Genomic DNA, 13201 nt, shown 5'->3' on the forward strand with positions numbered 1-13201 from the left:
CCAATAGGATTAACTCTTAATGTCCTTGGTTTTGTCTTAAAACCAAAAATCCTAAAAAATTAATTTAATTTTGTGCCATAAATATTCAATCAAAAAGCCAATTGCTCTTTGGAACAATTGGCTTTTTGATTTTACTTTTTGATATCTATTTTCTCACGTTCTTTATCTTCGCTTACTTTGTATGCTTTTAAGACTTCACGAACAATTTTGTGTCGAACAACATCTTTATCATCCAAATAAATAAACCCAATATCGTTTACGTCTTTCAATATATTAATCGCTTCACGTAAACCAGATTTTTGTTTTGGTGGTAAATCAACTTGACCTGGATCTCCAGTAATAATGAATTTTGAATTTTTTCCCATACGCGTCAAAAACATCTTCATCTGCGCATAGGTTGTATTCTGTGCTTCATCAAGAATTACAAAAGCTCCATCTAACGTTCGACCACGCATAAATGCTAGTGGCGCAACCTCTATTACTCCTTTTTCTGTGTAAGAAGATAATTTCTCGAAAGGAATCATATCTTTCAACGCATCATACAAAGGTTGTAAATATGGATCTAACTTATCTTTCATATCCCCTGGTAAAAAACCTAAGTTTTCCCCAGCTTCTACAGCAGGACGCGTCATAATAATTCGGCGAACTTCTTTATTTTTTAATGCTTGTACCGCCAATGCAACGGCTGTATAAGTTTTTCCAGTTCCTGCAGGACCAATTGCAAACACCATGTCTTTGTTATAAACAGTTTGCACCAACTTTTGTTGATTAGGTGTTTGTGGCTTGATAATTTTACCATTTACACCGTGCACAATAATTTCATCTTCTTTTTTCATTTGAAGCATTTCATTATTATCTTCGGTCATAATGATTTCGAGTTCGCGATCAGATAGTCGATTGTATTTGTGAATATGCTGAATTACTCGTTGCATTTTTTGGTCAAAAACTTTCAGAACATCTTCATTTCCAAAGACTGTCAACTCTCTTCCGCGAGCAATTATCTTCAATTTTGGATAATATTCTTTGATTCTTTTTAGATGTTCATTATTAGCACCATAAAAATCCTGAGCATTAATTTCGGCTAATTCTATGTTAATTTCTGTCAAATGAGATTGTTTTTTTGGTTCACTTACACAAAAATAAAGAATAATAAACAATATATTTGCTAATTATTACAGAATAGTGGCAATTATTACATTAACATCGGATTTTGGAGTCAAAGATTACTTTGTTTCTAGCGTTAAAGGCGCAATTCTAAAAGAATTGGCCGATGTTACAATTGTAGATATTTCACATCATGTTAATCCATATGATTTAGCTGAAGCAGCTTATATCATTCGTAATTCTTACGAAGAATTTCCAGAAGGAACAATTCATATTATCGGAATCAATGCGTTGAGTACGCCTTTTCAGAAACCAATTTGTGCCTTAATTAATCATCATTATTTTATCTGTGCTGATAATGGTATTTTATCCTTGATTTGTCAAAAAAATCAACCAGACGAAATTTATGAAATTACAGCATATCCAGAAGGAATAGATAGTTTATTCCCAATGAAAAATTGTTTTGTACCTGTTGCTTGTCACTTGGCGCGTGGCGGAGTTCCTGCCTTGTTAGGAAATAAACGTACAGAAATGAAACAGTTGAATGAATTGAAACCAATTTATCGAGATGATAAATTTATTATAGGTAATGTGATTTATATCGATCATTTCGGAAATCTTGTAAGTAATATTTCGAAAGACTTTTTTGATGAAATTGCGCAAGACAGAAAGTATAAAATTTTACTTCGTCAAAAAGATTTTTCAATGACAGATATTACGGTGATTTATGAGCATTACAACGAAGTTGTACAAGATTTTAATAAAGAAGTACAAGCTTTTGGACGCACTTTGTGCTTGTTCAACTCTGCAGGATTCTTAGAAGTCACTTTATATAAAAGTAATCCAACTATTTCGGGTGGAGCAAATCAGTTAATGGGATTAAAGAAAAATGATACGATTACAATTGAATTTGAAAATTAACGCTGAGAAAATTTAGTATTAGAGAGAGTTTACGACAATTATATGACTTATAATTATTTAATATACAAAGCAATACACGTTATCTTCGTGGTAAGTTACTTTGCTGGTTTATTTTACATTGTTCGCTTGATGATTTATCATACAGAAACGCAACAAATGGAAGAACCAAAAAAAACAATTTTGCAGGATCAATATACTTTCATGGAAAAAAAACTGTGGAATGTTATTACTGCTCCCGCTTTGGTTATTTTGATTACAATGGGACTGAATATGCTTTACAAAAATCAAGGATTGTTGCATATGCCTTGGATGAAAAGTAAATTGGGAATGGTGAGTGTTTTATTAATTTATCATTTTTGGTGCTGGCGAACATTGAAACAAATTCAAAATAAAGTTTTCAAATACACTTCGGTTCAACTACGAATGATGAACGAATTGGCTACCATTCTATTATTTGTTATCGTGTTTGCAGTAATTCAGAAAACAGATTTCGGTAGAGATTGGTATTGGTCAATTGTAAGTTTCTTCGGTTCTGGTGTAATACTTATGCTTATTGTGCGTTTAATTAATCGTAATAATAAAAAATAACATGTGGACAATCTTTAAAAAAGAGTTTTCCAATTTTTATTTAGGCTTCACGGCTTATTTAGCTACCGCAACATTTGTTATTGTTTCGGTTTTATTCCTTTGGTTTTTTGACAACGAGTTCAATGTTTTCAATACAGGAAATGCTTCTTTGAGTAGCTTTTTCTTTGTTGGGCCTTGGATTTTTTTATTCATGATTCCTGCATTAACCATGAAATTAATCGCAGAAGAGCAAGCAAACGGAACTTTATTGTGGTTATTCACACTACCTATAAAAAATAACCAAATTATTTGGGGCAAATATTTAGCCGTAGTTTCTGTGATCATTTTTTGTTTACTTTCAACTTTCTTGTTCACGATTACGTTGCAAGAATTTTTGATGCCCGAACAAGAATTAGATTACGGAACTATTTTTTCTGGTTATTTTGGTCTTTTCTTTATGGGAAGTTTATTCGCTGCAATTGGTTTATTTACCTCATCAATCACAAAAAATCAAGTAATGGCTTACGTTTTAGCTGTTTTCTTTTGTTTCATCATTTTCTATGGATTCGAAAGTTTAGCATCGTATAATTTACTTGGCTCGATGGATTTTTATGTTCAAAAAGTTGGAAGTTTTACTCATTACAACCAATTCTTAAAAGGAATTATTGACTCGCGAGATTTACTTTATTTTGTTATTTTGATTGCAATTCTTAATCAAGCTTCAATTGTTAATCTTGAAAATAAAAAATAGTGCCATGAAAAAATTAAACAAACAACATCTAATTACTTTCATTGCATTTATCGCGCTTTTTATCATCGCTCAATTTGTATATACACGAATTGATATGACAAAAGACAAACGTTTTACATTAACTTCTACAACCGAAAAATTAGTTGAAAATGTAAAACAACCACTTAAAATCGAAATCCTTTTGGGAGGAGATTTAACAGGTGATTACAGAATTTTGAAAAACGAAATTCAGTTTTTATTAGATGAACTTCGCGAAAAAAACAGTAATATATCTTATTCTTTTATTGATCCTGTCGATTTAGGTCAAGCAGAATTAGAACAAAATAAATTAGCTCCAGTTCCAATAAAAACGGATAAAGGAATCTTGAATGTTTATCCATATGCAAAATTAACATATGCTGATAAATCTACTTATATGGAGGTTTTGGTGAATGACCCTTCTACTCCATTTGAGAAATTAGCCTTAGCTTCAACAGAAAAATTAGAATATTTATTTGCAGAAAAAATTCAGAAAGCAACAAACTTCGAACGCAAACGTGTTGGTTTCATCGTTCATCACGACGAATTACCAGAAGCAAATATCCAAGGTTTAGGAACAGCTTTATCAGAAAAATACGATGTAGAAGTTTACCTAAATCCGATTGTAAATAAAACGTTTTCATTTCAACCATCTGACTTGGATAGTTTGAAACGTTTTGATGCCTTGATTGTTGCAAAACCAACGTTACCTTTTTCTGATATGGATAAATTGGTTTTGGATCAATATATCATGAATGGCGGAAAAATGATAATGGCGGTAGAAACTGTTGATGCCGAAATGGATTCTATTTTCCGAAGTGGAAAAATCGTTGCTTTTCCAAGAGATTTGAAGTTAAATGATTTCTTATTCAATTATGGTGTTCGTATTCATCCAGCTGTTATCAAGGATATGAATGGGGCGCAAATTGTTTTGGCTGATGGTGAAACTGCAGGAAATACAAGTTACAATTATTACAATTGGCCTTATTTTGAGTTAGGAATTAAAGGTGAAGAAAACCCGATTACAAGTTCAATAGATCCTGTGTTATTTCAGTTCGCTAATCCAATCGAATTATTAAAAAATCCAAATATTAAACAAACAGTTTTATTAAGTTCTACTGAACAATCAAGTTTAAAACCTGTTTTAAATTATATTCAATTAAACGAAGTAGAAATTGAAAATCCTGAAGAATACAAAATGGGTAAGATTCCCATGGCTGTTTTATTAGAAGGTAATTTCAACTCGGCATATGCATCACGTTATGAACGCAAAGAATTTCCAAATTTCAAATCGAAAACAACAAATGGAAAAATGATTGTTATTTCGGACGGAGATGTTTTAAAAAATGCTTTATGGAGAGGAATGCCAATGCAATTAGGAGAAAATAAATTTTCGGTTCGACCAGATAATCCAGATGGAAAACCCAAAACATACGCCAATCAAACATTTATAATGAATGCGATGGATTATTTGTTAGGTGATAATGATTTCTTGGCTTTACGAAATCGTAAATTAGAAATTCCTTTGTTAAACGAAACTACTGTTTTACAAGAAAAATCAACTTGGCAAATAATCAATCTTCTTGTTCCGACTTTTATCATTGTTCTTTTAGGTGGAATTGGATTTTGGGTGAGAAAGAAGAAATATGCTTAGTTGATCGTAATTAGAGTTTCGAAATTCGTAACTTCCAACTTCGCAATAGGGATTGTAGAGCAAATCCTTTTTCATCAGAAAAAGATTGCAACGAAAAGCCCGAACCGTAGGGATTGCCCAAGATAATTATAAATAAAAAACCTCTCAAATTGAGAGGTTTTTATATGTAAAGTTATGACGATTTTACTCTAAGTGCATAAACGCTTTTTTGCTCAAAAGTCGTTCCTCGCTTTCTACGTGGTTATCATCAGGCACACAACAATCCACTGGACAAACTGCCGCACACTGTGGTTCTTCGTGGAAACCTTTACATTCAGTACATTTATCTGGAACAATGTAATAAACCTCATCACTAACAGGATCTTGTACCGCATCAGCGTCAAACGTTGCGCCGTCTACGTTTACAATAGTCCCGCTTAGAGAAGTTCCGTCAGAATATTTCCAATCTACCGCTGCTTCATAAATCGCGTTATTTGGACATTCTGGCTCACAAGCTCCACAATTTATACATTCATCTGTAATAATTATAGCCATTGTATCTGTTTTTTTATTTCCTACATTTGCAACTACAAAATTACATTTAATTTTCAGAAAAAATGACATTTGAACAAAGGATTTCAGCATTTAACGAATTAGGACAGTTTTTTAATTTTATTATAGATAATGATTCAATTAAAAACACCGAACTGACAGCAAAATTCGAGAATTGGAAAGATGAAGTTGAATATGCAATTAGCGATGCAGAAGCCTACAACAATTGGTTTACGAAAGAAAATATAACATTAGCTTTGAAAAGTTGGTCTGAAGCTTTAACAGCAGACAACTTAATGGCTTGGACGAAAGATTATCCATTTGCTGAAACACCAAAAAATGTTGGTATTATCATGGCTGGAAATTTACCTTTGGTTGGCTTTCATGATTTACTTTCTGTGGTTATTTCTGGAAATAATGCATTAATCAAAACATCTTCAAAAGATGATAAATTAATGAAACTTGTAATGAAATTCCTTTATTCAATTGATGAAGAATTCAAAACAATTATTCAACCGATTGAACGTTTAGTAAATTTTGACGCTGTTATTGCAACTGGAAGTAATAATACGGCTCGTTATTTTGAACAATATTTTGGAAAAGTTCCGAACATTATCCGCAAAAATAGAACTTCGGTTGCTGTATTAAATGGTTCAGAAACTGAAGAAGAATTAAAAGAATTAGGAAACGATTTATTCATTTATTTTGGTTTAGGTTGTCGTAATGTAACAAAACTTTATGTAAAAGATGAAGCACAATTACCTAAAGTTTTCGAAGCTATTTTTTCTTGGGGCGATGTAATCAATCACCCAAAATATGCTAACAATTATGACTATAATCGTGCAATTTATTTGTTAGGAAAAGATGAATTTTTAGACAATAATTTTGTTATGATGAAAAAAGACACAGCTTTACATTCTGCTATTGCTGTTGTTAATTTTGAAGTTTATGAGAATGTAAATGATGTAAAAAAGTTTTTGATCGAAAATGAAGATCAAATTCAATGTGTGGTTGGAAACGAAATGAAAGATAATCCGAATTATGTTGAATTTGGACAAACTCAATTTCCTAAATTAACTGATTACGCAGATAATATTGATACATTAAAATTCTTAGCTGAATTATAAATTATAAAAAATCCCTCACAAAAAAGTGGGGATTTTTGCTTTACTAAAAAGTTGCTGCTCCAGCAGTTTGATTTTCTAATTTTCGGTTGATATTTGTTTTCTTACCTGTAGCAAAATCGTAACTAAATCCTAAGATAAACATGTTTTTATTGTTCCAGATTTGAGTATGATTTGTCGTTTGTACAATACTTTCTTCCACAGATTTCGTTTTGTACTCCGAAGGCATTCCAAGCCAATACGCACCTGTTTTGAAAGACCAATTGTTTAATTTATAACTCAACACTAAATGACTTTTGTTTTCGTTTGTATCCAAAAATGGACCTCCCAAAGAATAAACTGGTACATTAAACAAATACATCAAACTAAAGTTTTTGTAAACTGAACTCAACACAAAATTATTTCCGATATAATCATTTTTAATTGTTTTTCCATCACTCAATTTTACACTTTCAGAAGTTGGTGTTAAAACGATTTTCATTGTTAATAAATCTGTTCCAAATGGTTTGATTGACCCAGAAACTTGCACTCCTAACTGTTGAGAATTTTGAGCATTCTCGTACGTCAAGGCGTATCGATTTCCATCTAAAACATATAATTGATTAATTGCATCTTTTCGGTACCAATAGAATAAATTTGTATTAAGATCAAAATATTTTGAATTATAAGAGTAAATTAAGTTATTCCCGAATGATTTCTGAATATTTAATTCTGGATTTCCTTTGCGTACAATATTCGGAACCATTTGCACCACATTACTACTCAATGCATCACTCCAAGGACTTCTTGGTGTATATGAACTTGTAAAACGTAAACTTTGATTCTTCGCTAATTCATAACCCAATACCAATTTTGGTGTAATAGTCCATGTGTTCTGATTATTCTCCTCACTTTGATTGTGAATATTTGTTAATCCCATTCCCAAACGATACATCAGTTTTTTAGTTTTTCCAGAAAACTCGGTGTACATATATTGTTGCAAATAATTCACTTTATAATGCGATATTCCATCCAAATTAACCAAATCATTTTTGATATCGTTTGTCGTAATTCGATAACCAGAACTCAATTTTCCAGATTCGAAATCGTGAGTATGGGCAATTTCTCCAACTATAGAAGTTTGTTCCGCTTCTAATTTCATTTCGTTATTAAAAATACTATTTCCATTACTCGTTACCCACTCTTTTGACAACTCATTAACTTCTGTATTAAAATTAGAACCAACAAGATTTAAACTCAATTCATCTTTCTTTCCTAGTTTTCGAGAATAATACAAATCAACTGTTGGTTTTGTATAACTATTATTACCATGCTTGAAAGTGGTATGATTCTCTGAAATATTATTCGTCAAAAAGATACTTTCTCCATTAACATCTGTAAAACTTGTGAAAATATCTAGATTTAACTTTGCTTGAAAAGTGTATTTGTCTGAATCTGTATTCGTGTAACGTAAAATCACATTTTGATAGGTATATCCAAAATGATCAAAGCGATGTTCGGTTGTTTTATATTGATTATTGTTTAATTGATAAGCATACGAATTGGTATTTTCTCTATTATCATAATCTCTTAAACTAAGTGAATATTCAACGCCAAAATTATTTTTACCTTTTGTAAAATTGGCATAAGCCGATCCATCTACAAAACCAGTCAAAGGAGAAGTGATGCCTTCTACACCAAAAACATATCCATTTTCTGGATTACGTGTAATCAAATTCACAACTTGATCTGCTCGAGTCGCATAACGAGTTGGCGGAATATCAAAATACTCAACACGCACCACATCTTGCGGTTTTACAGAACGAATTTGATTATCTGTCGCTTCAATACCATTTATTAACAATAAAGTATTTCCTCCTTTCGTACTTTGTATCGTATTCGAAATTGGATCTAAATTCAATTCTGGTAAAGTATTCAACAAATCTTTTGCATAGCGTGCTTTTTCCAACGCTTCTTTATCAAAAGTATAAACAGCTTTATCTGCAAACATTTTTTTACGCTGCGATTGAACTAAAACTTCTTTTATTTCGATCGGATTATAATCGATAGAATCTTGAATTTCTTCCTGTCCAAAAGCGAATATTCCTGATAATGTAATAGCGAGTACAAATATATTTTTCATGGTTAATTCTTCTATTTAATATTAGTGTCTTTATTACATGACGCAGAAATGATGAATATGTTACATAGTTCTTGCAAATATTTTATATAACTTTACGTCAAACAAGATTTTTGAAATTGAAAAAAATAATTCTTTTTATAACATTATTACTTAATTTTAGTATTCTAAATGCACAAGAACAAGCCGAACGTGCTTTAACAGAATATCGTGTAGAAAGTTTTCAGACGCCATTAGTTGCAAAAAAAATGTTGTACGATTGGCTTGGTAAATGGGATGATGTTTTATACTCTGAAAACAATGAAGCTTTATTAGTTTGGTCGAATCGTAAGATTATCAATGAAGCAAACGAAACGTTTACACTAATTGCTGCTAGTACTGAAAATGAAGAAGAAATGTATGGAGCTATACAAGTTTTAACAAGTAAAAAACAAGATGCTTTAGCAAAAGACTCTCCCTTTAGAGAATATTTAAATGAATTTCTAAAAACTGTTTCTAAAAAAGAAAATAAAAGTAAAAAGTTTTATAAAGAATATATTAAGGTAGTTTATTAAAAATTAATATTCACACCCAAAAGAATATGAAGTGGTAATAAACGTTGTGTAAAATATCTTTCTGTAACTGGTGTTACAAGTGTTCGTTTTATTTCTTTAGTGTTAAACAAATTATTTCCTTTTACAAAAAACTTCATTTTAGATTTTTGCAATTGATAAAACAATTTTACATCCAAAAAATTAGTTGCAGATTGTTTTTGACCTCCGAAATTATAATATTCATAATTAATATCTAACGTCGTTTGCTTAGAAATATTAAAATAAACGTTGGTAGACGCATCAAAATTATTGTAACTATATGAATTTAGTTTATTTTTACTAGAATTAAAAGATAATTTTGTTCCTAATTCATAATTCCAAAAACCTGAAAAACCAGATTTCATTTCCATTCCAAGCACTAACACAGAAAACTGATTACGAATAAGATTATCATTAGCAATAGATGTACTTTTAATAATAGAATAATTACTATTAAATTGAATTTTTGATTTGATTGGAAGGATGAAATATTTGTACATAAATGTTGGATTGATAATTTCGATTCCGTCAACTATTGTTTGTTCATTTACTGAGAAATTTTGATTGAAAACAGAGTTATATCCAATACTTTTATTTTGAATTTGATACATAAACCCTATTTCATAACCAGTATTCATTCCTTTTGATTTGCTATAATTTAAGTTGAAACTAGAGCCTCCAAAAATTTCATAATTAAAAAGATTATTTCTACTAAATTGACGATTTCCTTTGTAAATTAATTCTTGATAATAAGCATCAAAGCTAGTTGGTGTTAATTGGTAATTATAGGAAAAAGATAATTGTCCAAATTTTCTTTTTTCATAAACAAGGTTAATAGCTGGTGCAACAAAAAACTGATTTTCTTTTATAGATAAATTCTCTCTTATCGAAGTTGAATAATATAAGATTGGCAAACTAGACTTCAATTTAAAATTCTTCCATTCTCGCTCAAAATTTGGAGTAAGACTAATTTTTGTTTGATTAAATTTCAAATTATTTACACTGTTTTCTAATAAATAGGTTGCCGTAAAATCCTCATCAAAACCTCTAAAATTAGAAATTAAATTTATGTCCTGATTTTCTGCTCCTAGATTAATATAATAATTTGACTTCTTAGAAATTTTATTAAAAAATGTCGATTTCAATCCAACATAGTTTTGTCTATTATTAATCTTTTGATTTAAATTAATTAAATCTGAGTTATTAAAAATATCTGCAAAAACAGGATTATTTTCTGTAAAATTATAAGGACGATTTTGATATAAATGTTTTGCAACAACTGTCAATAATTTTGTACTATCTATTTTATTTGTGTAAACAAATTGCGTTTCTGTCGAATTTGTTTCATTAGAGCCTTTCAAATTAATTGATGCGTTATTTAACAAAAAATCATTGTTATTTGTTTCATCTAAAAAAAATGAACGATTGGTAATATTTAGGTTTGAACTTTTTGTTAACTCTTTATTCCATTCTATTTTACCATAATAATTATCAATTTTCTTATTCCAATGACTATTTTGAGTATTTACAAACTGAGTTTCATTGTCATTATAAGATTCAATTTCATCGATATAATTATTTTTCTCAATTCTATTATAAATCCCTAAAACTTGTAGTTTGCTTGTTTTAAGATTATTTATAAAATTAATTACACCTATTTTATCATTATTGAAATTTGTCCGATTATCTTCAAATTGATAATTATCTTGATACAAATTTGCTAAATTAGGTAATTGTTGAACATCATTTAATTGGTCAAAATTATAGGCAGACGAAAATTGATTTTTGATTAAATAATCAACTCCTTTCATTTCATCAAAACCTATTGTATTGTAATTAAATAGCGTTACGATTTTTCTTTTTTTAGAAAAATTCATCAAATTTAATCGAACTTGTTGACGGTTTTCAATATAACTTGTTGATGAAAGTAATGCGCTACCATTCCACTGATTTTTTGCTTTTTCATCTAAAATTAAATTTATCGCCAAAGCATCAGAATTATAAATATCTTTTGTTAATTTATTTTTGGTATGATTGTTTATTACTTGAATTTTAGCAACAGATTGGTCATTCATTGCTTGCGTCAAAAGCGCGTAACCTCTATCAAATAAATCATCGCCTTCTACCAAAACAGCTTGTACATCTTTTTTTCCAATCTTTATTTTTCCATCTTTATCTACAGTTGCACCAGGAATATTTTTTATCAAATCCTCTACATTCAATTCCTTTCCTGTTCTATATTTTGACGCCTCAAATTCTGTAGTATCTTTTTTGTATAAGTTATCAGTAGATTTTACAATAACTTCTTTTAGATTTATAGCGTCATCTTTTTGTAAGCTGAATGTTCCTAAATCGATTTCTTTTTTATCAATCAAAACATCTTCTTCATAAAGCGTAAAAGTAGGTTTCTTGATTTGTATTGTTTTATTTCCAAACACAAAATCTGAAATAACAAATTCACCTGAACTATTAGTAATTGCAAAAGTTTCTATTTCTTGTACAGAATCTAACACAATTACATTTGCACCAGACGCAGCAATTCCTTTATCATCCTTTACTAAGCCTTTTATTTGACTAAATAAATTAGATGACAAGAATATAAAAAATATTAATATGATTGTTTTATTAATCAATAGAAAATTCTCTTACGTCTTTTCTCAAAGGAGATTCTGTTACTTTAGATCCCGCAGGAAGACTTGCTAATAAATTACTTTTCAAAAAATTTAACCAATTGTTTTCAAATTCTATTGATTGTTTTAGCGGATATATATGTTTAGCACTTGAATAAGATTTCAAAGCTGGAAGTGTTGGTATTTTATCTGAATTAAGAACAATCCGCTTTGCATCATAATCAAAAAGTTCATTCTCTACTTTAAGGATTAAACCTGGTAATCCTCCCAGTTTCCATGGTCCATAATTGTACGGAAACTCTGGCGAAAACCAAGCAATATAATCTCTTCCTCTAAAAGTTGTTGTTGCTTTATAAGTTGTATAACCTAATATTTTTTGAGATTCTTTGGTAATCTTCCAATTTATAATAGGTTTCTTTTCTCCTAAAATAAAACGTGAATAATTTCCGCTATTCTTCTTAAAAATACCAATTCTTTCTTGAAAAAGACTATCCGTCTTTAAGTTGACATAAATTGGTTCAAGATTATAAATATTTTTAGCTAACTTTTCTTCTTCATAATTTAGATTATCCTTATTCGTTAGGTTAACATAATACAATTCTGTATCATTAAAGATTAAATATTCGCTCATCATATCTTTAACCCCTTGCTTAGTTGTAATCGTATATTCTACCAAATTATTTGTTTGAGCGTTTATAATTACAAAAAGTAATAATAATTTAATTAAAAGTATTTTTTTCATATGTAAAATATAAATTAAAGTAAATAAATTTATATTTATTTACCTTTATTATTTATTATTATTAATCTATCTTTCTGGTTCTGGGAATGAATATACTACAGGAGGAAAACAAACTGTTATAGAAGTAACTTTGATATTAGCTCCTTCACAAGTTGGACAAGGTACAGTTTCAGAGAAACTACCTAAAAGTTCTCCATTACATCCATACACCCTTGTTATTACAAGAACACTTCCATCAACAGCTGTTTCTGTAATTATTTCTGTTCTAACTTCTTTCATTTCAGATATTTCATTTGCCATAGCGAATGATCCAAAAAGTGCAAATGCACCCATTAATAAGATTTTTTTCATTTTAATGTAATTTTAAGTTTTTAACAATTATTATAGTTTGCAACCTATAACTTTCTCAATCAACGTTAATTACATCAATAATAATAATAATAATAATAATACAAACCAAATCTTTAA

Annotated in this window: 12 protein-coding genes; 6 read left to right on the plus strand and 6 right to left on the minus strand. The window is 29.6% G+C overall.

Annotated elements, in window-relative coordinates; translation table 11 throughout:
* Positions 1–131 precede the first annotated feature (131 nt).
* Complete coding sequence (locus tag AC2I98_RS07955; RefSeq protein WP_486414048.1) at positions 132–1106, minus strand: PhoH family protein; 975 nt, start codon at positions 1104–1106, stop codon at positions 132–134.
* A gap of 76 nt (positions 1107–1182) precedes the next feature.
* Between AC2I98_RS07955 and AC2I98_RS07960 the strand changes: the two genes are divergently transcribed.
* From AC2I98_RS07960 to gldG, 4 genes are read left to right on the plus strand one after another with little or no spacing between them, the layout of a single operon-like run.
* On the plus strand, positions 1183–2025 hold the full coding sequence (locus tag AC2I98_RS07960) for an SAM hydrolase/SAM-dependent halogenase family protein (protein WP_486414049.1): 843 nt from the start codon (positions 1183–1185) through the stop codon (positions 2023–2025).
* A 42-nt stretch (positions 2026–2067) separates the two neighbouring features.
* A complete protein-coding gene (locus AC2I98_RS07965; RefSeq protein WP_486414050.1) occupies positions 2068–2613 on the plus strand; it encodes a CopD family protein in 546 nt (181 codons plus the stop codon).
* Position 2614: 1 nt separating this feature from the next.
* A complete protein-coding gene (locus AC2I98_RS07970) occupies positions 2615–3343 on the plus strand; it encodes an ABC transporter permease subunit (RefSeq protein WP_486414051.1) in 729 nt (242 codons plus the stop codon).
* 4 nt (positions 3344–3347) lie between these two features.
* Positions 3348–5015 (plus strand): gliding motility-associated ABC transporter substrate-binding protein GldG, encoded by a 1668-nt coding sequence (gldG, locus tag AC2I98_RS07975; protein WP_486414052.1) that lies wholly within the window; start codon positions 3348–3350, stop codon positions 5013–5015.
* A gap of 183 nt (positions 5016–5198) precedes the next feature.
* On the opposite strand, the gene AC2I98_RS07980 is transcribed toward gldG, so the two are convergent.
* Positions 5199–5549, minus strand: a complete 351-nt coding sequence (locus tag AC2I98_RS07980; RefSeq protein ID WP_114999046.1) for a 4Fe-4S dicluster domain-containing protein — start codon at positions 5547–5549, stop codon at positions 5199–5201.
* A gap of 62 nt (positions 5550–5611) precedes the next feature.
* Between AC2I98_RS07980 and AC2I98_RS07985 the strand changes: the two genes are divergently transcribed.
* On the plus strand, positions 5612–6673 hold the full coding sequence (locus AC2I98_RS07985) for an acyl-CoA reductase (protein WP_486411211.1): 1062 nt from the start codon (positions 5612–5614) through the stop codon (positions 6671–6673).
* 43 nt (positions 6674–6716) lie between these two features.
* Here AC2I98_RS07985 and AC2I98_RS07990 read toward each other — a convergent pair whose 3' ends face one another.
* On the minus strand, positions 6717–8792 hold the full coding sequence (locus AC2I98_RS07990) for a TonB-dependent receptor plug domain-containing protein (protein WP_486411212.1): 2076 nt from the start codon (positions 8790–8792) through the stop codon (positions 6717–6719).
* A 116-nt stretch (positions 8793–8908) separates the two neighbouring features.
* Between AC2I98_RS07990 and AC2I98_RS07995 the strand changes: the two genes are divergently transcribed.
* Complete coding sequence (locus tag AC2I98_RS07995; RefSeq protein WP_486411213.1) at positions 8909–9343, plus strand: hypothetical protein; 435 nt, start codon at positions 8909–8911, stop codon at positions 9341–9343.
* Here AC2I98_RS07995 and AC2I98_RS08000 read toward each other — a convergent pair.
* From AC2I98_RS08000 to AC2I98_RS08010, 3 genes are all read right to left on the minus strand, one after another.
* Positions 9340–11955, minus strand: a complete 2616-nt coding sequence (locus AC2I98_RS08000) for a carboxypeptidase-like regulatory domain-containing protein (RefSeq protein WP_486411214.1) — start codon at positions 11953–11955, stop codon at positions 9340–9342. The genes AC2I98_RS07995 and AC2I98_RS08000 overlap by 4 nt on opposite strands.
* A gap of 31 nt (positions 11956–11986) precedes the next feature.
* Positions 11987–12733 carry a GLPGLI family protein gene (locus AC2I98_RS08005; RefSeq protein WP_486411215.1) on the minus strand — a complete coding sequence of 249 codons (747 nt, stop codon included), beginning with the start codon at positions 12731–12733 and terminating at the stop codon, positions 11987–11989.
* Between the two features lie 66 nt (positions 12734–12799).
* A complete protein-coding gene (locus tag AC2I98_RS08010; RefSeq protein ID WP_486411216.1) occupies positions 12800–13084 on the minus strand; it encodes a hypothetical protein in 285 nt (94 codons plus the stop codon).
* Positions 13085–13201 lie beyond the last annotated feature (117 nt).

Source organism: Empedobacter sp. EJD.6dd (genome assembly GCF_057369435.1).